Source organism: Micromonospora sp. CPCC 206060 (genome assembly GCF_036906895.1).
GTDB lineage: Bacteria > Actinomycetota > Actinomycetes > Mycobacteriales > Micromonosporaceae > Micromonospora.
This window is the reverse complement of sequence record NZ_JBAKHU010000083.1, coordinates 1-21,151: the sequence shown is the minus strand read 5'-3', so window position 1 is coordinate 21,151 and position 21,151 is coordinate 1. Positions and strand designations below refer to the sequence as shown.

Here is a 21,151-nt window from a genome sequence, read left to right as displayed (position 1 = left end):
TGGCCGCCTCACGTCTACGCCAAACCGGCTCTGAGCTGCAGGTCTGCCGTACACCACTCTGCCGGACGCAACTCTACGCCGCGGTGGCCCAGTTCCAGTTGCCCTTCCCCGCGCCGAACGAGCAGGCACAGCGCAGCAACCCCGGCTATCTCGAGACGATGGACCCCAACTATCTCCGGGAAGTCGAGGTCAGCACCGCCGAGCAGTTCCCGGTCTGGGATCTCGATCATGGGGTGTCCCGGATGCAGTTGGCCGACTCGGTGCTGACGGAGATGCGTCAGATCCTCAGCCCGGAGGACTACGCCTTCTGGAAGCCCGTCCTCGAGGCGTACCTGACCAACGACCAGCTCGCCCTCAGCCTCGGGGACATCCTGCGCCCCCGTGAGCAGGGGACCTACCAGCAGGAGTTCCGCCACGTACTGCAACGGGACGGACGACACCTGAGCTTCAGTCTCACGGCCGGTGACCAGGCAAGACCCATCAGCAAACTCACGAAGATCAGCGAGGTGAGTCGCAGCGGCGAGACGCGGTACGACCAGGTGCTGGCCATCGTGTCGAAGACACTGCTGAGTCAGGACGCGACAAAATCGGGCCGGGGTACGGTGACCGGCGCGGCCCGGCTGTTCGATCAGGTGTTCCGGCTCGGTGGGCGCGGCCAGCACACCGACGTATTGGCACCCAGGTGACCCGTCATCACCGGGGGATGCTGTACCGGTCGAAACGGACCGGCGGTGGGGTGCAGAACGTGTTGGCCGACTTCACCGTCCGGTTGGATGTCAATCATCGACGCGGTGACGAGCCGCCCGTCAGCGGCTCGAAGGAGATCTCCGGCTTCGCCCATTTCATGCTGCACGCGGCGGACCTGCGTGCGTTGCCTGCGATGCCGCCCGGCTGGGCGGAGGCGCGTACGGAGGTTCACCGGGCGGCGGACCGCGCCGAGGACGCGCAGCTCGCCCGGGACGCCACCCCCGACCCGGAACGGAAGTGGTGGACGCCGGGCCCCCGCTTCGGGTTGACGATGGACTTCGTCGAACGCCTCGACGGTGTGTCGGACCTCTACAACGAGATCGCCACCGTCATGGCGGCCGGTGGATACCTGCCACCGGAATCGGTCAGGCCGAGTGGTGCTCCGGCGGCCCCCGGCCGGACGCCGTGGGATCTGCTGCAGGAGTTGGCGGTAACCGGAGCGGACCTCAACCAGCCGGGTCAGGCGTACGCGAACTGGCGCACGCTACTGAGCCAGTCGTCCGAGCAGTCTCTCCGGGCCAGGGCCGACGACGTGTTGACCGCCGACGCGGAGCAGCCCGGCGTCGCCTGGACCTTCCCGGACCCGATCGCGCCGGCCGACCCGGGCCGGGTGCTCACCATCGGCCTCTGGGCCGAGGCCGACGGTCGCGCCAGCACCCATCAGGGCATCACCAAATATCAGGTGCAGTACGGGCACACGAGCATCGACACCATGGCGGTCAAGGGCGCGCGCAGCCGGGTCACCGATGGCTCCGGCTATGCCGGGGTTGGCGGGGCGACCGCCGACGGCAGCATCGGACAGCTCCAGTTCGGGGGTGAGCGCAGCACGTCGTCGACCGACAAGCTGGGCCGTACCCAGTCGACCTCGGTGACCTCCGACACCGACGGACAGAAGATGCCGAGCTCGCGGTACGAGGTGCCGATCCGCTGGCACTATCTCGCCGAGCGTGGCCCGGTCCCGGTTGGCAGCGGTGCGGTGCACGGGTCGGCGGTGCTGCTCCAGCCGGACGTCCTGCACGCCCCCGCCGAGGACACACCGTTGCCGGAGCTGGTGATCGACCCGGAGTCACCCTCGGTGCTCACCACCATGGGGGCGGCGGTCTACACGGTGCTCAGCGTCCAGGGCGTCGGGGCCATGCAACAGGCCCTTATCAGGGAGTTGCCGGACCTGCCGAAGGCCGCAGTCTGGCAGGGACTGACGCCCACCGTCTACAAGAGCGCGGCGATGCGGGCCCTCTCCGGTGCGGCGACCATCCCGATCGGGGACCGGACCGTCGGTCTGGCCACGCAGCCGGTCGGCCGCCCGCAGATCGTCAAGGTCTGGTTCCCGTACAGCCAGCAGGTACAGGAAAGCCAGGTCGGCCACGAGCAGGGCGGCGAGACGCTGGCCCAACGCGGCCGGCAGGGGGTGCAGGGTACGGGCGGTCTGGCCTCGCTCGGCCCGGACGGCTCCGGTCTCATCGCCGGCAACGGTGCCGTCACCCGGTCCCACGGTACGGGGGAGAGCAGCGCGTCGATGTACACGACGGGCAGCTACCGGGGGGTGTACCAGGACACCCGGATGGCGATCGTCCGGACGACGGTCGTCAACCGGATCACCGTGGACGGCAGGACCGTCGAGACCACCGGTGAGGTGCTGCTGAACGTGTTGCTGACCGACGTGCTCGCCAACGCCGTCGGGTACTACCTCCAGGTGCACGGGATGAGCCCGGACGCGCGCCTGCTGACCCAGATCCGACAGGCCGGCTACCGCACACCGGCGGTGGATCAGGTGGCGATCCACCGTGGGCTGGCCGTGCTACAGGGGCCACTCCGCGTTGTCACCGACTGACCCCGCCTGGCCGGCGTCCCGCCGGTAGGCGGCGACCCGCTACCTGCCGGCGGGACGTTCGGTGGGGCGGCCGGTCACCGGTGTGCGGCAGCCGGCCACCCCCTGCCGGATCACTCCCGGTTGAGCAGATACGCTCGATCGGCGTCGAAGGTCATGTCCACATTGGTACCCTCGGCCACCGCCTCACCGGGGTCCTTGCCCGATTCGGTCACCGTCACGGTGCCGCTCGTGGTCTCCACCTCGTAGTCGATGGTCGTGCCGTGGAACGTCGAACGCAGCACCGCCCCGATACCACTGCCACCGTCGGTGACCGGTCGCAGCGAGATCGTCTCCGGACGCATCATCAGGTACGCGTCGGCGGACCCGACCACCACCTCCGGATGTACCGGAACCGTCATCTGCCGGCCGAGGACGCTCACCGTGGCCCGGTTGTCCACGATCCGCTCCGGCACCGCCTCGACGAAGTTGGCCCGGCCGATGAAGTCCGCCACGAAGACACTGGCCGAACGTGCGTAGATCTCGCCCGGAGTGGCCACCTGCTCGACCTTGCCCTTGTTCATCACCACGACCCGGTCCGACATGCTCATCGCTTCGTCCTGGTCGTGCGTGACGTACAGACTGGTGATGCCGAACATCTTCTGGATACGACGGATCTCCGCCCGCATCGCGTTGCGCAGCTTGGCGTCCAGGTTCGACAGCGGCTCGTCGAACAGCAGCACCTTGGGCTGCACCACCAGAGCGCGGGCCAGCGCCACCCGCTGCTGCTGGCCGCCGGACAGCTCGTGCGGGCTACGGTTCTCCAGCCCGACGAGGTTCATGCTGGTGACCGCCATCCGCATGCTGTCGGTGATCTCGTTCCGGCTGCGCCGTTGCAGACGCAGCCCATAGGCGATGTTCTCGGCGACAGTCATGTGCGGGAACAGCGCGTAGCTCTGGAAGACCATCGCCATCGGCCGACGTTGTGGCGGCATCTCGTCGATGACCCTGCCGTCGAGGCGGATGTGGTCGTCGGAGGCGTCCTCGAAACCCGCCACCATCCGGAGCGTCGTGGTCTTGCCGCACCCGGACGGACCCAGCAGGGTGATGAACTCGCCCGGCTTGACGCTGAGCGTGACGCTGTCGACGGCAGTCACGGTGCCGGAGCGGCCGGTGAACCGCTTCGTGAGAGCGTTCAGCTCCAGGCACCCTGCGCCAGGCTCCCGCTGGGTGATCCGTGGATCCAGGGCAGCTGCCCCGGCCGACGCGGTGACGGTCATCGTTTCTGCCTTTCGGACGTGGCGGTGCGATGCAGGGCGGCCCCGGCGCCGACGATGAACCGGATGAGCGCGAAGGCGAGCGGCACGAGCACGGTCAGCACCGTGCAGTACGCGAACGCGGCTCCGTACCGGCCGGTGCTGGCGGCGCTGAGCACCTGCGATGTGATGATCTTCGTCTCGGGGGTGACCAGGAGCACGATCGTGGAGACCGAGGTCATGCTGCGGGCGAAGCCGTAGCTCAGACCGGTGAGCAGTGCCGGCCGGATCAGCGGCAGGGTGATCCAATCGCCGATGTACCGGTCCGGCCGGTAGGCGAGCACGAAGCCGATGCCCTCATCTGTGGCTCGTCGTCGACCACCAGCGCCGTGGGGCCGCCTGCCGTCGGCTCGACCGGACCGGTCATGACCCGTGTGGCAGGGTCAGAAGGAAGGTGGTCCCCCGGGTCGATGCGGTGTGCACCATGATCTCGCCTCCGTGCAACTCGACAATGGTTTTGGTGATGACGAGACCGAGGCCGGTCCCGTCCGCCAGGGGACGCCCCGTGGCGAAGCGGTGAAAAAGGCGGTGCCGCTCGGCCTGCGTCATGCCCGCACCGTCGTCGGTGACGTACAGCGCGACACCGTTGTCGACGAGCATCACACGCACGTCGATGTTGCCGCCGGTCGTGGTGAACCGGCTCGCGTTTGACAGTAGGTTGGTCAACGCCTGGGTCAACAGCATCGGGTCCGCTCGGATACGCGGCAGCACCTGTGGCACGTCCAGACTGATCCGCTGGTGGCGCTGCGCACACAACGGTCGCATCGCGGTGACGACTTCGCGCGCCACCACGGACACGTCCACCTTTTCCGGGTGCGGGGTGAACAGCCCCGCCTCGATTTTGGCCTGGATGAGCAGGCTCTCACAGAGCCCGATGACCTGGGTGCACTGCTGATCCACAACGTGCAGGAACCGCGTCTGCGCGGGGGTCAGCGGCCCCGGCGTCCCCTCCCGCAACAGATCGACCGCCCCTTTGATCATGCTCAGGGGCGTACGCAGCTCATGGCTGAGCGCGTCCACCTGATCCGCGCGCCGCTGGAGCATCCGCTCCAGCTGCCGCAGTTCGGCGCCTCGGGTGGCTGCTGCGGCGCGGTTGACCCACACCATGATCGAGCCGCCGATGATTCCGCCGCCAGCTAGGACCGCCACTATCCACCAAGCAGCACACATGGGTGTTCCCCTCAGGACCTTTCGCCGCGCGCACCTCTGTGCGGTTTGCTCGCCGAAGATCGGCAGGGGCCACGGCGTCAGCGCAGGGCTGGTGCATTCTGATCGCCGGTGATGCGCCCCGCAGTGGTCGGTCACCCGCCGGCTGGTAGGACTCATCGGCGGCTGCGGAGATCGTGCAACCAATTCCTCACGCCGGGCGATCACGGAACCGCCTCGCCCGGTGAGCCGTCCGGCCCTCGCGCGGCTACGAACACGCTCCACAGGCGAGGGGGGGGGGGGGGGGGGGGGGGGTACCGGCGCCGGCCTCGTCATGAGACATGAAACCCCGCCAACGGGAATGTCAGAAGACCCGCTTTTGAGAATGGTCGATCCGGTGTGCGGTGGGTCGCCGAACCCAGGTCGCCGCCATGGGCCCCAGCAGACCCTCGGGCCCACGCGACGGTCCTCACCGCCCACGAGACCGGATGCCGGTGCCGTCGCGCAGGACCTGCCCGGTTACGCAGACCCCAGCGGGGTCGATCCGCCGACCCGTTGTTTGTCGAAAACAGGTCCGCACCGACGCCGGGATCGGCGGACGCACCGCCACCCATGACCTACGCGAGATCGCCAACGCCATCCTCGACGTCAACCGCACCGGCGCCACCTGGCGCCACCTGCCCCACGACTTCCGACGTGGACGCCGCTGCTGCTGCTGATCTCCTGGTCGGGCTTCTTGCGGCGACGGACCCGAGTGGTCGCCACGATCGAGCGGGGCAGCGGCAGCTCGCCGTCGGTTCGGCCCTCGTGCTCCGGTACACCGTGGACGACGTGCTGCCCGGCGAGGAGGAAGCGTTCCCCCGCTCGGCTGTTTCGAGCTGGTGCCCGCCAGCCGGCGCGGCGCACGGGCTGTTCAACCGGCTCACCGCGTTCGCGGCGCTGACGTCCAACGGCAGGCGGACGATCCGCAGCGCCGGGGGTCGCCGCCGTCGGCGGCGACCCCCGGGCCGGTCAGCAGCGGGGGCCGCCGGGTATGAAGCCGTCGTGGCCGGTCAGCACGTACGCGTCCGAGATGTAGCGGCCGGTGCCGATCCGGTCCCAGATGTTGGAGGTGCCGTAGGTGCCGGTGACGGTGGTCCCGGTGGTCTGGCAGTAGATGGTCACCACGGCACCGTCGGCGACCGACCCGACGATGCTGTAGCCGGTGCCCGGTCCGGAGCGGACGTTGAGGCTGGATCCCTCGGTGTTGACCGTGCCGGTGCCGGTGGTGGAGCCGCTGCCGGTGACGAGCTGCATGTAGTAGTTCCAGTTCCAGTTTGGCCCGGGGTCGGTGTGGGTGGCGCCGGGCACCTGGTTGTGGCCGATGATGCGGGTGCGGTCCTTCGGGATGCCGTACCTGTCGGCGAGGGTGCGGGTCAGCGCGGCGGACGCGCGGTACATGGTGTCGGTGAACCAGGCCGGGTTGTCGACGTAGCCCTCGTGTTCGATGCCGATCGACTGGGTGTTGTAGGTCCAGTTGCCGGCGTGCCAGGCGATGTCCTTCTCGCGTACCGACTGGGTGACCGCACCGTCGGAGGAGCGGAAGGTGTAGTGGGCGCTGACCTGGGCGGCCGGGTTCTGGAACCAGTTGATCGCGCTGGAGTAGGAGCCCTGGGTCACGTGGATCACGATGTAGTTGATCCGGTAGCTGCTGGGCCGGCTGGAGACGGTGTAGTTGCTGGTGCTGGCGGGCACCCAGGCGGCCGGGCCGTAGTCGGTGCTCATGGTGCCGACATCGCCGGTGCCGGGCGCGGCGACCCCGGCCAGTTCGCCCCGCTCCGGGGTGACCGGGCGGGCCTGGACGGCGAGTCCGGTGCCGGGCGCGGTCAAGCCGGAGGCGAGCAGGTCGTAGACGGTGTCGGCGTAGAGCCGGTCGAGGGCGGGGCCGTTCGCGCCGCCGTAGCGGACGATCGGACCGTACCAGTGGTCGATGTCGGCGCGTTGGGCGGCGGTCAGGCCAGCCCGGTCGGCGTAGGAACGCAGGACGGCGGCGGCGCCGGTGACGTTGGCGGCCGGGTCGGTGCGCAGGGTCTGCCGGTCCAGGCGGGTGAGGGTGGCGGCCTCGTCGAGGGTGCGCACCTGGGGGTTGCTGGTGAGGTGCATGATCCCGTAGCCGTTGGAGGCGCTCGGCTGGCCGCCGTGGCCGTCGAGCCGGGTCTCGGCGTAGCCGAGGGCGACCAGCAGGTCGCGGGGCACGTCGTAGCGCTGGGCGGCGGCGTCGAAGGCGGCCCGCAGCGGGGCGTCGGCCGGACGACCGATGTCGGGGCCGGCGGCGTGCGCCGGACCGGTCGCCAGCACCGGTCCGGAGAGGCCGAGAACAAGCAGCGTCACAGCTGCACAGAGGCGGACTGGTCGTCGCGCACCAGGTCGAAGGTTCACCCGTTACCCCCTCCAGGGAGCCAGCCCACGACGGTCGGGGCTCTCTGGTCGCGAACGATATACGTTCACATACTTCGATGTATAGATCCTCCGGTCATTCCACCGCTTCCGAAGAGGACTTTCATCCTCCGCCCGCCACCATCACGCACGGGCACCCCGACCGACGCCGACCCCTGATTCGCCAACCGCGCCCACATCTCCTCAGAGACCCATCGCCACATCGCCATGACCCATCAACGAGCCACTGATCAACAAAACGCCGCTCAGCGCAGTGCGACGGCGGCGGTCGCCCGGACGGCCGCCGTCAGCGCTGCCAGCACCGCCGACTCCAGACGCCAGTACTGCCAGTACAGCGGCACGTCGAGGTGGCGGCCCGGGGTCAGGTCCACGAGGCGCCCGGCGGCGATGTCCGCGCGGGCGACGCCCTCGGGCACGAGGCCCCAGCCGAAACCGAGCCGGATCGCCTCGGTGAAGCTCGCCGACGCCGGCACGAAGTGCGTCGGCGGGTCGATGTCGCGCCGGGTCACCGTGCGGACGAACCGGTGTTGCAGCGTGTCCTTCCGGTTGAAGCGGATCATCGGCGCGGTCGCGAACGCCGCCGCTGGGTCGCGCCCGGTGAACCACGCCGCATGGCCGGTGGGTGCGGCGACCGCGAGGTAGCGCATCGCCCCGAGCCGCTCCACCCGGCACCCCTGCACGGCGACCCGCTCGGCGGTTACCGCCGCCATCACGGTGCCGGCGCGCAGCAGCTCGGCGGTGTGCCCCTCGTCGTCGGTGTGCAGCTCGAAGACCACATCGGGCAGGGCGGTGAGGGCCGGCAGAAACCAGCCAGCGAGCGAGTCCGCGTTGACGACGACGGCCACGCGGGTGCGGGCGTGACCGCTCAGGCCGCCGCGGGCGGCGTCGAGGGCCTCGCGTTCGAGCAGCGCCACCTGTCCACCGAGCCGCACCAGCGACCGCCCGGCGGCGGTCGGCTCGCACGGCCGCGCCCGGCGCACGAGCACCTGCCCGACGACCTGCTCCAGTGCCTTGATGCGCTGGCTCACCGCAGACGGCGTGACGTGCAACGCCCGCGCCGCGGCGTCGAAGCTGCCGTGCTCGACGACCGCCTGGAACGTCGCGAGCTGCACCGGGTCGAGGGCCATAAGTCATTCTAATGGTACTGAAAGATCTTTAGTTGGAGCGCAGAAGCCGGCCGCCCTAGCCTCGACGGCATGGGTTCCGCTCTCGCCGGGTTCGGCTTCTCCTTCGCGCTCATCGTCGCCATCGGGGCGCAGAACGCCTTCGTGCTGCGCCAGGGTCTGCGCCGTGAGCACGTCCTTCCGGTCGTGGCGATCTGCGTGGTGGCCGACGCGGCGCTGATGGCGGCCGGCATCGCCGGCCTGGGCGCGGCGCTGGCGGACACGCCCGCCGCGCTGACCGTCACCCGCTGGGGCGGCTGCGCGTTCCTGCTCGGCTACGCGGTGCTGGCAGCCCGCCGGGCCGTGCGACCCGGTGCCCTCACCCCGCTCGACCATCCGCCGGCCACGCTGCGCGCCACGCTGCTCGCCTGCCTAGCGTTCACGTTCCTCAACCCGCATGTGTACCTCGACACCGTGGTGTTGCTCGGGGCGGTTGCCCACCAGGACCCGAACCGATGGGTGTTCGGGGCGGGCGCGGCGACGGCGAGCCTGGTGTGGTTCGCCGGCCTGGGGCTCGGCGCTCGCCGGCTGGCACCGGTGCTCGCCCGGCCGGCGGCATGGCGGGTCGTGGACGGGGCGATCGCCGCGGTGATGGCAGCCCTCGGAGTGTCGCTGGCCGTCGGATAGAGCCTGTCCTACGGGTCTGCGAGAGCGAGCGAATGCCCGCTGAACCTGCACCACTACGGCCAGCAGAGCCCCGACCTCGACCACGCCGACAAGGGTCGCGTCCGGTCAACGGGGCCAGGCGTTCGACTGCGGTCCACTGGTGCGGCGCCGGTAGGTTGATCACCAAATCGGGTCGATCGCGGAGGTTCCGCGCCGTCTGTCCCTCTGCTCCGAGCCCGAGTACGACCACCCACCCGAGCGCCCAGGCCGAGGAAATGGGGGCAAGGTTGGCGGACCCGTCCTCGTTCTCGGTGCTCAACAACACCACCGGGGTGCCGAAGTACAGGATCCGGGGCTGGATGGTCAGTTGCTCGGCCGGCCGGTCGACGATGGGGTCGGGGGTCACGTTCCCGCAGGTGGCGTTGGTCATGGCGGGACCGTACCCACCCCATGTGTCGTTGCCCGCCGAAGCACTTCCTGGGCACGATCACCACGATGAGCAGCCGAAGCACCACCTCCAGCCGGCAGCCTGGCCGGCCGGGGCCCAGCCGTCGGTATCGGCGCGGCAGGTAGGACATCGGAAGCGATGATGACGGGGTCGGCGTAGGAGGGCTCTGCCAGGTCGCGCCGCCCGCCTGCATGATGCGTACCCGCTTGCCGGTGTGGGCAGCGGCGAAGGCGAGCAGGACACCGGAATGATGCGCCCGGGGTTGCGTCCGGCCACGCGCATGTCGTGCAACTGGGCCCTGCCCGCGTCAGTGCCGAGCGCGGTACGAGGTGGTCGAGGTTCTCCCCTGGCACGGCGACCATGACCGGCTCGTCAGCGGCAAGGCCGGATTGGATGAACGGAAACACTCATGCCGGCGCCCGCCCGGTGTACGCATCAGGGGTGAATCCTGCGGGTGGAGTGGATGGCGAGCAGGGCGATGTCGTCGGTGGCCTGCTCGATGGCGAGTGTGGTCATGAGGCGGGCACAGACCGTTTCGGCAGGACCTGGTTCAACGGCCGAGCAGAGTCGTCGGATGCCGACGTCGATGATCTCGCCGCGGCGTTCGACAAGCCCGTCGGTATAGCAGATCAGTACCGCCTCGGACGGGAACGCGACTTCGGTGTGCCGGCGGGCCTTTTGCAGCGAACCTATACCTAACGGATGATCAACCGGAATGTTCAGCGTGCCAGCCTGCTGCCCTGGTGGGGCCAGGATGGGTTGCAGGTGCCCGGCGAGGGACATCTGGATGGTGGCGCGGTCCGGGGAGATCATGGCGTAGAGGACCGTGGCCAGATTCCCGGCCTCAAAATGGTGGATCTTACGGTCGAGCAAGGTCAGCGCGGTGGCCGGATCGTCGCACACCAGGGCGTAGGCACGCAGCGCGCTACGGAGTCGTCCCATCACGACCGCGGAGCGCAGTCCGTGTCCGGACACGTCGCCGATGACGACGCCCAGCCAACCCGAGGGGAGCGTGAACACGTCGTACCAGTCGCCGCCGACACCGGCGTCGTGTCCGGGCACGTAACGGGCGGCCAGGTCCACGCCGGGCACGTCGGGTAGGTGGGTGGGCAGCAGACTGCGTTGCAGAGCGAGGGCGGCGGCGCGGTCGATGCTGCTGGCTCCGGCCTGGCTGGCGAGGCCCGCCTGATTGGCGGCCAGTTGTAGCAGCTGCACATCGTCGTCGGTGAACCGGTTCGGCTCCAGGCGGCCGACGTGTAATACGCCAACCACCTCGCCAGCGGCGAACATGGGCACGCCCAATAGCGAACGGAGTCCCCTGCCAAGCAGGATTGGGCTGACCACGTCGTTGGCCGTGACGTTGTCCAGTATGACGGGGTGCTTCTCCCGAGCGATCCGGCCGGCGAACCCACGGCCGACGGAGATCCGAAAGCCCTTCCGAACCTCTTCCTCCAGCCCTTTCGCCGCAGTGGCCACCAACTGCTGCGCGTGCACGTCGAGCAGCAGGATGGCCGCAGTGTCAGCCCGCAGCACCTCTCGGACGCGGTCGAGGAGTTCGTCGAGAAAGTCGTGCACGCCAAGCTGGGACAGCGTCGCGTCGGCGACCGCCTCGATACGACGTAGCCGCTCACCACTCCCGCTGCCCTGCACTGTCACGGCAGAAGCGTAGCCCTCCCCTGACCCAGGGCAGCTCCACCACGAACGCCACGTCTGGGAACAGGCCGTCGAGCATCCACCACCCCAGATGCAGGGCATGTGTCAACGCCGCCTCGATCCAGGCCATCGTGGTCCGGCTGAGAACTTTTCAGGCGGCGCCGACAAGCCGATTGGCTACGTGGGACGAGGGCACTCAGGAGGCCGGGGCCGCGAGCCGGGCGACCGCGTCCGCGACAGGCGTGTCGCCGAAGGTGAGCTCGACGATCACACGGTTCAGGGCCGGCTCGTGCAGGGCTGCGTCGATGTACGCCGCGACGTCGTCGCGGTACTCGACTGCGGGGCCGGCGGTGACGCGACCGGTGCCGGGGTGTCGAGAGCGTGCCGGGGCGGACGATGAGAGGGCGCCGCGTCGGCGGTCTTTTCCAGGCCCTCGCGTCGACCAGAATGGCCCATTGTACCTGAATCCGGACAGACTCTTGCCATATCAAGAGACACCTCCCTATCCTCCCTGATAGGAAAGCGCTTTCCGGTTGCGCACCGCCCGTCCCGGTGGAAGCAACCCATCACGGCAGCTGCGCAGCGATTTGCCCATGAACCACCACCGATCCAACGAAGGGTGTGCACCATGACGAAGACGCATCGCGCCGTCCATTGCGGTCTCAACGGCGACGCCTTCTCGTAGACCACGTCGCACCGGCGGCTGTCCACTCCGCTGGCTCCAACGGCCGCCGCGCAGGTGGTGTCGTCGCCACCAGGGCCGACTAGACGCCCTCGGATCACTCCACCGCGACGGCGAGCACCTCGGCGGTTTCTGCTACGCCGACGGTTTCAACGCAGCCGTGGGCGGCAGCACGACCGACGGAGCGGGCGGAAGCACGGTCACGGTGGTCTCATCGTCGGCGCTGACGACTCGAAGGCCTGGGCCGCACGCAGCGGCACCGCCGACCCGATCCACATCGGGAAGAGCGCCCAACATCCGGGTCGACCAGCGACCTGCCCAGCGACAGGCGACAGCCGCGACGGCCCACCGAGATGACCACGGCAGGTACCAGCAACACCCAGCATTCAAAAACGAGAGCGAGACGAGATGAGACGACCCGTCGCACTGCGACTCCAGGCGGCGCTGGCCACGGCGGCCACTGCAGCCGTGATCGTTGTGGCTCTGCCGCTACCCCAGGCGTCGGCAGCGTCAGGCAGCGCCACCGGCTACGCGACCCAGAACGGTGGGACCACCGGCGGCGCGGGCGGGCAGACGGTGCGGGCCACCACGGGGACCGCGATCCATACGGCCCTGTGCACCCGGGCCAGTAGCAGTACCCCGATCATCATCCAGGTCGAGGGGACCATCAACCACGGCAACACCAGCAAGGTGTCGGGCGGAAGCTGCAGCACCGCCGACGGCGTCATCGAGCTCAAGCAGATCAGCAACGTCACGATCATCGGGGTCGGCAACGGAGCCGTCTTCGACCAGCTGGGCATCCATATCCGCGACTCCCGCAACATCATCATCCAGAACGTGACCGTCCGGAACGTCAAGAAGTCGGGCTCGCCCACGTCCAACGGTGGTGACGCCATCGGCATGGAGAGCAATGTCCGCAACGTCTGGGTCGATCACGTCACCCTGGAGGCCTCGGGTGGAGAGTCGGAGGGGTTCGACGGCCTCTTCGACGTGAAGGACAACACCCAGTACGTGACCCTGTCCTACAGCATCCTGCGCAACTCCGGCCGCGGTGGCCTTGTCGGGTCCAGTGAGAGCGACGTCTCGAACGGCTTCATCACGTACCACCACAACCTGTACGAGAACATCGACTCGCGTACGCCCCTGCTGCGTGGTGGCGTGGCTCATATCTACAACAACCACTACGTGAGCCTCCGCGAGTCCGGCATCAACTCCCGGGCCGGGGCTCGCGCCAAGGTGGACAACAACTACTTCAAGGACTCGAAGGACGTCCTGGGTACCTTCTACACCAGCGAGCGCGGCTACTGGCAGGTCGCTGGCAACATCTTCGACAACGTGACCTGGTCCAGCCCCGGCACCGACAACTACCCCGCCGGCCCCAACCCGCAGTCCAACACCACCGTCAGCATCCCGTACTCCTACCGCCTCGACGGGGCCAACTGCGTGCCGGACGTCGTCCGCCAGACGGCCGGCGCCAACAAGGGTCTGCGGGAGTCGGACGGCAACTGCTCGCCGCAGACACCGTCGCCGAGCCCGACGAACCCCACACCGAGCCCGACCAGCCCGACGCCGAGCCCGACCCAGCCCAGCGGGACCAACCTCAGCATCGGGGCCAGCTCCGACGGCTCCAGCAAGGCCGACGGGACGAGCTACGGCAACGTGCGGGACGGCAACATGAGCACCTACTGGTCGCCGAGCGGCTCGACCGGTGACATCTCGATCAAGTGGGGTTCCCCCACCAGGGTGTCCAAGGTCAACATCCGTGCGTCGGCAGGCTCCGAAGGCGCCATCGGCTCCTGGCAGCTCATCAACCACGACACCGGCGCCGTCCTGGCCTCCGGTAGCGGGGCAGGCGTCATCGCCTTCTCCTCGACCTCGTTGTCCAAGATCACCTTCAGGATCAACAGCTCGAACGGTACGCCGAAGGTCGCCGAGTTCGAGACGTACGCCGGGTAACAGCACGTCGCACCGTCCGTCCGGGACCGGCATCCCCGGACCCGCCTGGCAGCGGCCAACCCACCCGGCCTCGGCGCCGTGACCGCCACCAACAACCGACCAAACGGAACGAGGGGCGGGGGCCGTCAGATGCGACGGCCCTCGCCCCTCGGCCCCGACCCACCTCGCTGCGACGGCGGGGCCACGGCGCCGGCCCGCGCGTCGGTGAGCAGGTGTGCGGCCCGAGTGGACAGGTGGCGCAGCCCTACCGCTGGCCGGTGATGAGAAACTGCATCTGGTGCTCGTGGTTCGGGGCCACACCGAACCGTCGGTCCAGCTCGTAGATCGACGTCAGGGTGGTGACCGTGACCTGCGCCAGACCCGCCCGTTCCAGGACAGCCACGGTCTGGTCGATCGACTTCGCGGTGGCCAGGGGCAGCATGGCCTGGACCTTGGTGTCGTAGAAGTCGGCCGATGTTCTCCGACGCGTTGTCCATGCCATCGGGGAACCAGGTGCTGTCGACCACTGCGACCGTGCCGCCCGGACGCAGCAGGCGGACCCAGTTCGCCACGGCGACCTCCGGCTCACGCAGGGTCCACATCAGGGCCCGCGAGGCGGGCGGCGCGCGGACCCGCCCCGGCGGTGTCGGTGGCGCCTGGTTCAATGCTGCGCACGATCGGGCGCGGGAAAGCGAGGACCAATGGGCACCTGGGGCAGCGGCAACTTCGACGACGACACGGCCGCCGACCACCTGTCGGGCCTGACCGACCGGCTCATCTCCGAGGTCGCCGAGGCAATGTCCGGCGACCCGGTCGGCATCGAGCCCGACGAGTACTGGGGCGTTGCGGTGCCGTGCAGCCTGGAGCTGCTCCACCTCATCGCACAGCAGAATTACGTGGGGGCCAGCCTGCCCGACCCGGAGACGATCGCCGACTGGAAGAGCAGGTACCTGGCCGTCTGGGATCGGACGATCGACGGGCTGGAGCCCGGGCCGGAGTACAAGGAGCAGCGGCGCGCGGTCCTCGCGCGGACCTTCGACCAGCTGGCCATACTGGCGGAGCGCCAGGTGTAGTGCCGACAACAGCGGCCGAAAGTGGGACAGAGCACTGACCGTCCAGTTGCTCCGGACGGCCGTCTTCGACCACGTTCAGCCCATGCCGGTGGCGTTCCTCACCCGAATCCGCTCAGACGCGCTGGTCAGCACACGTACCGGCCGCACGCGGTTGGCCGCTCTCCCGGCGGGACAGCCGAGTCCAGCGCCCCGGCGGGTCCATCAGCCCCTGACACCTTCGTGATCTGCCCGGTGGCGCCAGCCCTGCGCTGTTGTCGATCCGACGTGAGGCGGTGCGGCGGCAGGCGGTGGGGTGTCGATCGCCGGTCCGGCCTGATACAAGCCCCGGCTGGCGTCCCGCCTACGCCGACTCAAACGCATTCAGTGCCGACCCGACCTACTCGACAGCTTCCTCACCCACACCGGCCTGCCTCGGACGCAAACCAGGCTCGGGCGTGATCGCCAACTCAGCGCGACCGGCGATAGGACTGGCGGGGCTGCGGCGCGCCCTATTGCCGGTCGCGCTAAGTCATCCACCCCACGGTGCTGTCACGCGCATGGCTGTTACTTGCGCCGCGCAGCGGCTTCAGCGGGTGAACGGTGGCAACGCGGCGAAGCCGGGATGCAGCTCGACCTGCTGGGCGAGCTGGGCCATCACCTGACGCACCCGTGTCAGTGGGTGCTGCGGGAACTGAGGGTCGTACGCCGGATCGTCGGCGACGTGCGACGGCAGGCCGCCCTCACCGTCGGAGCCGTACGGGTGGGGCCTGAAATAATTCGTGGGACCGACCTGGCCCATAATCATCGCTTCCCGCTGGCCGAACGCCCCACTCTCGGCAGCCTGCACACGCAACACCGCGCTACACGCGGCCTTCGGCACGATGTAGCTACCGAGGAATGCCTGACCATGAGGCTGGTTGGGCAACTTGACCTTGATGATCTGACGAAGCGCCGGCTGGCCACCGACTGGCATGACACCGGCCTCGATCAGCGCACCGCCCTGGGCGGCCGCCATCTTCGCCATCCCTCTCTGAAGCGCAGCCAGATCCGTCAGCGAGGTCGGCAGGTCGGGAACCAGGTTGAAGAAGACCGCCTGGATCACGATCCGCTCGTCGTTAGCCCAGCTGTCCGCGGCCACCTGGTTGAACCCGGCGAGAAGGAAGTGCTGAAAGGGGTGCATGGACTCCGATCGTGCCAGATCATGTGAACCCGGGGCCGGCCGGGCGGCGATCCCGCCCACACCGGTGAAGACTGCGCAGCCGCAGCCGGCTCTCTCAAGTCCGTCCCTGCCCACGCCAGTACGCGGGCACGGGGAACGGCGCGGCCAACGCGCTGGCGACGATGAACTGCTTCCGGCCATTGATCTTCTCGACGTGCTCGGCCAGGCTGACCGACGTACCGGGGTAGCGGGAGCCGGGCGGACGACCACGACCGGACCAGGCCGGCTGCACTGGGTGCGCGTCGCAACACCCCCTGTCTCGGGTGTCCGCCAAACCGGGTCAGGCTCAGATGCGCTACGTCGCGGTGGGATTGGGGCGGTGAGCTGTTGGGTGTTGGTGTGACAGTGCCATAGTTCCGGTTACGAGGGCCAGTGCGGCGGTGAGCGGCATGATCACGGTCCGCCAGGTCAGCGTGGCCAGTGGCACTGATCCTGCCATGAGCAGCAGGAGTGCGAGCCGTCGTGACCTGACGACCTGCCAGGGCGCGACGGCGATCAGAGCTCCGCTGAGAATCGCCATCGTCATCAGCGGCACTGCCGCTGTCGCTCCCGCGAGGGCCAGGAAGGCGCCCAGGGCGCTGGTCAGTACCGCCGGCCAATGCTGGCGTACCGCCCGTCCGAGCGGTGCCGGCGCGACCGAGATGGTGAGCGCGGCGGTCGCAGTCAGCGCCGCGCCGGCGATCCACCACAGCCGCCCGACCGTGGTGAAGCCCAGCAGGGCGGGTATCAGCTGGCCCGCAGCGACCGCTGCGCGGTGGCCGGGCGGGAGCCCGCGGCGCCGCGCCGCCTGACGCTGAGCCGCACTGACGCAGACGGCCACCGCGGCCAGCACGACGGTGAGGGCACCCAACGGGGCGGGGTCCTGCTTGTCGCCTGCCCAGGCGCCAAGATCGTGCCCCCACAGCGCGGCGGCCGTGCCGGCGACGATGCCGAGCACACCGGCCGCGACACCGACCGTTCCGGCGGCTCGGTCACGGTTCGTCATCGCAGTACCTCCGGCGCCGGCCGCCGGGGCGACCGGCGTCCCTCACGCACCGGGTGGCCGAGGCGGAAGGCCGTCAACACCTGCTGGTCCGACCGGCCGACCAGGGCCGCCAGCCGTGGCCCGAACGTTTGCGAGCGGCCGAGGCTCAGGTCCCGATCGATGCGCTCGGTGATCTGGTTCATGTGCTGCAGAGCCAGCCCACGCACGGTCACTTCGAGGTGGATCCGTTGCAGGAGCCGACCGCCGTCCAGCTGGTGGACCGGGTCGCGGGGGTCCGGCACGAGAATCAGGCCATAGGCTGCGGCGGTCCGGGTGTGAACGGTGCGGGTCTGGTCGACCCAGAACGCATCGCCGGCGGCGCGGGAGGTCGAGGGCAGCAGCTTCGCCACCGCCGTGACGAGCGAGCTGAGGCCCTGCCCGTCCAGGGTGAGGCCATCCTTGTGGGCGTTGATGGCGTCCGCGCTGGCGCGGAACCAGGCAAAGCCGTCACGTGACTGGTCTGTGTCGGCGGTGACCGCCTGAGCGGCCTCGACCATGAGCTGTCCCATCGCCAGCCTGTCGTGTTCGCTGGTGATCCATGCCAGGGTTGGCTGCCCGGTGGCCAGGCTCGTCAGTTCAGCCAGGATCGCATCGGAGATCGGCTGGCGCCGGTACGGGCCGCGGTTGGTGTGGCGACGGCCGATCGCGCGGTACCTCGCGGTCTCGTTGTGGGCTCCGGACGGCAGGTCGACACGGGCCGCCAGATCGGGTCGGGTGGTATCCGGGCAGAGTGTCACCTGCGGATCGAATCCGCGTGCCTGCCCTGCCAGCACCAGGTTTTCCAGCGCGCAGCCCAGCCCGAGACGCAGTTCGCGGGCGTAGGGGTCGACGCTGCCCATCCGGCGTGCATCATCGGCGTACACATCGATGTGGTTGTCGCCGAGGTGGAATGACCACGGCTGGGTGTTGTGCGGGCTCGCGGCCAGGCTCGCCGCCGCAACCAGGCCTCGTAGGCCTGGCTCATCGCGCCAGCGCCGCCACCCGTCGAACGCGCCGCTACGGTCGGCGCCGAGCACCCGGTTGTCGTATGCCCGGTACGACAGCAGCCCGGCACCCGCCGTCGCCGCCATCAGGGCGCCGACGCCGGCAGCGTGCAACACGCCCCGCCGTGACACTAATGCGCCGGGCGGCTCCCGACCGCCGTCCGCGAGAGTCGACCGCCCCGCAGCTTCCTGTCCTGTCATCCCACTCGACCCCCTAGACCAGAATCCCACTACTTACAAGACTGGAGGTGAAGGCAGGCAGCGGTGAGTGCCGAACGTCCTCACCTGCGGGGGCCCACCGGCCTGGCACCCCGCGACCCTTCGGCCCTGCTCGGATCTCGACGGTCACGAGAGAATGAGGACCGAGGTGAGCAGCGATGACATCGAGCAAGGAGCTGATGCGAGACGGGCGGCACGGGCGTCCCGTCGGCCGGGCAACACGAACAGTCGGCTCCCGGGTCGGGCACGCCCGTCCGGGAATCCGGCCGACAGCGCATCCGGTCCTGATGGTCGTTGCTTCGCTGGCTGTCGTCGCGGTGGCGGCGGCCGGGCGCAGGCGACTGCTGCGGTGGGGAGCCACCGCCGCCGACGTGCAGCGAGAGCTGACTGGCGACGAACTGGTTTCCGACCCGGATCTGACCTCGACCCGGGCGATCACCATCCGTGCCGGCGCCGACGACGTATGGCCCTGGATCGTGCAGCTCGGCCAGGACCGGGGCGGCTTCTACAGCTATGACGCCCTCGAAAACCTCGTCGGCTGCAACATCCACAGCGCCAACGCCGTCAACCCCGACTGGCAGCACCTCGACGTCGGCGATTCGGTCAAGCTCGCGCCCGAGGTCGCGCTGACCGTCGCCGTCGCCGAAGCACCTCGAACGCTGGTCCTCCAGGGCGGTGTACTGCCCGGAGCCGCGACCGCACCCTATGCCTTCACCTGGGCTTTCGACCTGACACCCATGTCGACGACCACGACCCGGCTCATCGTCCGCGAACGGTACGCGTACACGAAATGGTGGGCCCGATTGATCGTGGAACCTGTCACGGTCGTCAGCTTCTTCATGAGCCACCGCATGCTCAGAGGCATCCGCGACCGGGCCGAACATCGGTCTCGTCCATCGGAGGTTCCCCCGGCAACGGATCTGTAGAACGATCCGATCGAGGACCAGATGCCAAGGAGATGCACCATGCCCGTCCGTCCGCCCGCCCCCCGGATACCCGGTCATCCCCACCATCGACCGGTTACCGGACCTGAACCTGCTGCCCGGGGCCGGGCAGTAGGCGGTCAAGCCGAAGGCGGGGCGCGGACTCCATCGACCTGATCTTCGTGCGCCGAAAGCCGCTGGGCGACCTCGCCTGCGGCGACGTTCTGGTCCAGCCGCGCATCGACTGGAACACTCTCGGCCAGGCATCCAGCGGGTGGACGGCTGCCGCACGCAGGAAAGGCGGACTGCCCCTAAAACGTCCGGGGAACCCGTGGCCCACACCAACGAAGGAGATCCCGTGGCCCAGACCCACGTGCCGAACCCGCTCGAAGTGCTGTCGCGGGAGGAGCTGCGGCGACGAAGCAGCATGAAGTGGCGCGCCCATCCCGCCGACGTCCTCCCGCTGTGGGTAGCCGAGATGGACGTGCCCCTCGCATCCCCGATCGCGCACGCCCTGCATCGCGCGGTGGACTCCGGCGACACGGGCTACCCCTGCGGGAACGACTACGCACACGCCCTCGCCGGGTTCGCCGCCGACCGGTGGGGTTGGCGCGACTTCCCGGCCGAACGGACCACGGTCGTACCCGACGTCATGATGGGCATCGTCGAAGTGCTCCGCCTCATCACCGAGCCCGGCGACCCCGTCATCGTCAACGCCCCGGTCTACCCTCCGTTCTACGCCTTCGTCACCCACGCCGACCGGCGCATCGTCGAATCGCCGCTGACCACCGACGGCCGCATCGACCTCGAGGCGCTCGGCGACACCTTCCGTCAAGCGAGAGCATCCAGCCCCAGGGCCGCATACCTGCTCTGCAACCCGCACAACCCCACCGGTGCCGTACACACCCTCGCCGAGCTACGGGTCGTTGCCGCACATGCCCAACAGCACGGTGTGCGGGTGATCGCCGACGAGATCCACGCCCCGCTCATCCTGCCTGGCGCGACCTTCACCCCGTACCTGACCGTGCCCGGCTCCGACAACGCGTTCGCCCTGACCTCTGCCTCCAAGGCGTGGAACCTCGCCGGCCTGAAAGCCGCCCTCGCCATTCCCGGGTCCGACGCCGTCGCCGACCTCGCCCGGATCCCAGAGGAGGTCAGTCACGGCCCCAGCCACCTCGGCGTCATCGCCCACACCGCTGCGTTCCGTCACGGCGGCGACTGGCTCGACGCCCTCCTGCAGGGACTCGACGAAAACAGGACCCTGCTCGGCCAACTGCTCGCCCAGCGTCTCCCGCAGGTGGGGTACCTACGCCCGCAAGGCACCTACCTCGCCTGGCTCGATTGCCGAGCCCTCGGATTTGACACCCCTGTCCGCCTCGACGGGCCTGGCGTGGTGTCCGACCTCGCCGGTCCGGCTCGGTTCTTCCTCGACTACGCCCGCGTCGCCGTGAATTCCGGACACGTGTTCGGAACCGGTGGCACTGGGCACGTACGGATCAACTTCGCCACCAACCCGACCCTCCTCACCGAGGCCGTGACGCGCATGGGACACGCCGTAACCGAAGAAGCCCTTCGTCGCGCGCCGGATCGACGCACGCAGACAACCGAAGTTGGGCTCGGCGAGTAGGAGGTCTAACCACGTTGTGCGCCAGAGCCCGTCGTTGTCCTTCGCTGGTAGGCCGTCGGTGCCTCCTCGAACAGCAGGGTGCACCGTCCGGCGTCAGGCCCGGGTGCCGGCGGTGCCGACCGTGGCCGGCGTTGCGTTGTTGCGTACGGCGTGCCGGGTGGCGAT

Annotated in this window: 18 protein-coding genes and 2 pseudogenes; 8 read left to right on the top strand and 12 right to left on the bottom strand. The window is 69.2% G+C overall.

Annotated elements, in window-relative coordinates; translation table 11 throughout:
• Nucleotides 1-686, top strand: a 686-nt coding sequence (locus tag V6U90_RS29070; protein ID WP_334443413.1) for a hypothetical protein, incomplete at its 5' end; no start/stop codon positions are given.
• A 17-nt stretch (nt 687-703) separates the two neighbouring features.
• Entirely contained in the window at nt 704-2,578 is a 1,875-nt protein-coding gene (locus tag V6U90_RS29065; protein WP_334443410.1) for a hypothetical protein, read from the top strand.
• Between the two features lie 110 nt (nt 2,579-2,688).
• Here the strand turns inward: V6U90_RS29065 and V6U90_RS29060 are convergent, their stop codons facing one another.
• The 3 genes from V6U90_RS29060 to V6U90_RS29050 form a co-directional block, all read right to left on the bottom strand.
• Nucleotides 2,689-3,834 carry an ABC transporter ATP-binding protein gene (locus V6U90_RS29060; RefSeq protein ID WP_334443407.1) on the bottom strand — a complete coding sequence of 382 codons (1,146 nt, stop codon included), beginning with the start codon at nt 3,832-3,834 and terminating at the stop codon, nt 2,689-2,691.
• Nucleotides 3,831-4,154 carry a hypothetical protein gene (locus V6U90_RS29055; RefSeq protein ID WP_334443406.1) on the bottom strand — a complete coding sequence of 108 codons (324 nt, stop codon included), beginning with the start codon at nt 4,152-4,154 and terminating at the stop codon, nt 3,831-3,833. Before V6U90_RS29055 ends, V6U90_RS29060 begins: the two co-directional genes overlap by 4 nt.
• Before the next feature lie 79 nt (nt 4,155-4,233).
• Entirely contained in the window at nt 4,234-5,019 is a 786-nt protein-coding gene (locus V6U90_RS29050) for a sensor histidine kinase (protein ID WP_334443405.1), read from the bottom strand.
• Between the two features lie 563 nt (nt 5,020-5,582).
• On the opposite strand from V6U90_RS29050, the pseudogene V6U90_RS29045 reads away from it, so the two are divergent.
• Nucleotides 5,583-5,735 (top strand): annotated as a pseudogene (locus V6U90_RS29045) (transposase); the annotation flags it as partial.
• Nucleotides 5,736-6,027: 292 nt separating this feature from the next.
• Here the strand turns inward: V6U90_RS29045 and V6U90_RS29040 are convergent.
• Nucleotides 6,028-7,386: an N-acetylmuramoyl-L-alanine amidase gene (locus V6U90_RS29040; RefSeq protein ID WP_334443403.1), complete on the bottom strand. Its 1,359-nt coding sequence runs from the start codon at nt 7,384-7,386 to the stop codon at nt 6,028-6,030.
• A 311-nt stretch (nt 7,387-7,697) separates the two neighbouring features.
• Entirely contained in the window at nt 7,698-8,579 is an 882-nt protein-coding gene (locus V6U90_RS29035; protein WP_334443401.1) for a LysR family transcriptional regulator ArgP, read from the bottom strand.
• A gap of 69 nt (nt 8,580-8,648) precedes the next feature.
• On the opposite strand from V6U90_RS29035, the gene V6U90_RS29030 reads away from it, so the two are divergent.
• Nucleotides 8,649-9,242, top strand: a complete 594-nt coding sequence (locus V6U90_RS29030) for a LysE/ArgO family amino acid transporter (protein WP_334443399.1) — start codon at nt 8,649-8,651, stop codon at nt 9,240-9,242.
• A 91-nt stretch (nt 9,243-9,333) separates the two neighbouring features.
• Here V6U90_RS29030 and V6U90_RS29025 read toward each other — a convergent pair.
• A pseudogene (locus tag V6U90_RS29025) lies at nt 9,334-9,651 on the bottom strand (hypothetical protein); the annotation flags it as partial.
• 453 nt (nt 9,652-10,104) lie between these two features.
• Nucleotides 10,105-11,325 (bottom strand): PP2C family protein-serine/threonine phosphatase, encoded by a 1,221-nt coding sequence (locus V6U90_RS29020; protein WP_334443397.1) that lies wholly within the window; start codon nt 11,323-11,325, stop codon nt 10,105-10,107.
• Nucleotides 11,326-12,412: 1,087 nt separating this feature from the next.
• Between V6U90_RS29020 and V6U90_RS29015 the strand changes: the two genes are divergently transcribed.
• On the top strand, nt 12,413-13,960 hold the full coding sequence (locus V6U90_RS29015) for a pectate lyase family protein (RefSeq protein WP_334443394.1): 1,548 nt from the start codon (nt 12,413-12,415) through the stop codon (nt 13,958-13,960).
• 244 nt (nt 13,961-14,204) lie between these two features.
• Here V6U90_RS29015 and V6U90_RS29010 read toward each other — a convergent pair whose 3' ends face one another.
• Nucleotides 14,205-14,441: a hypothetical protein gene (locus V6U90_RS29010; protein ID WP_334443392.1), complete on the bottom strand. Its 237-nt coding sequence runs from the start codon at nt 14,439-14,441 to the stop codon at nt 14,205-14,207.
• 199 nt (nt 14,442-14,640) lie between these two features.
• Here V6U90_RS29010 and V6U90_RS29005 point away from each other — a divergent pair, with 199 nt between their 5' ends.
• Complete coding sequence (locus V6U90_RS29005; RefSeq protein WP_334443390.1) at nt 14,641-15,012, top strand: DUF4259 domain-containing protein; 372 nt, start codon at nt 14,641-14,643, stop codon at nt 15,010-15,012.
• A 565-nt stretch (nt 15,013-15,577) separates the two neighbouring features.
• Here V6U90_RS29005 and V6U90_RS29000 read toward each other — a convergent pair.
• The 4 genes from V6U90_RS29000 to V6U90_RS28985 form a co-directional block, all read right to left on the bottom strand.
• Complete coding sequence (locus V6U90_RS29000; protein ID WP_334443387.1) at nt 15,578-16,171, bottom strand: hypothetical protein; 594 nt, start codon at nt 16,169-16,171, stop codon at nt 15,578-15,580.
• A gap of 94 nt (nt 16,172-16,265) precedes the next feature.
• Nucleotides 16,266-16,442, bottom strand: a complete 177-nt coding sequence (locus tag V6U90_RS28995; RefSeq protein WP_334443384.1) for a hypothetical protein — start codon at nt 16,440-16,442, stop codon at nt 16,266-16,268.
• A 63-nt stretch (nt 16,443-16,505) separates the two neighbouring features.
• A complete protein-coding gene (locus tag V6U90_RS28990) occupies nt 16,506-17,195 on the bottom strand; it encodes a hypothetical protein (protein ID WP_334443381.1) in 690 nt (229 codons plus the stop codon).
• Complete coding sequence (locus V6U90_RS28985; protein ID WP_334443378.1) at nt 17,192-18,334, bottom strand: Acg family FMN-binding oxidoreductase; 1,143 nt, start codon at nt 18,332-18,334, stop codon at nt 17,192-17,194. The genes V6U90_RS28990 and V6U90_RS28985 overlap by 4 nt, the downstream gene beginning before the upstream one ends.
• Before the next feature lie 473 nt (nt 18,335-18,807).
• Between V6U90_RS28985 and V6U90_RS28980 the strand changes: the two genes are divergently transcribed.
• On the top strand, nt 18,808-19,362 hold the full coding sequence (locus tag V6U90_RS28980; protein WP_334443376.1) for an SRPBCC family protein: 555 nt from the start codon (nt 18,808-18,810) through the stop codon (nt 19,360-19,362).
• 355 nt (nt 19,363-19,717) lie between these two features.
• Nucleotides 19,718-20,986: a MalY/PatB family protein gene (locus V6U90_RS28975; RefSeq protein WP_334443374.1), complete on the top strand. Its 1,269-nt coding sequence runs from the start codon at nt 19,718-19,720 to the stop codon at nt 20,984-20,986.
• The last annotated feature ends 165 nt before the right edge of the window (nt 20,987-21,151 follow it).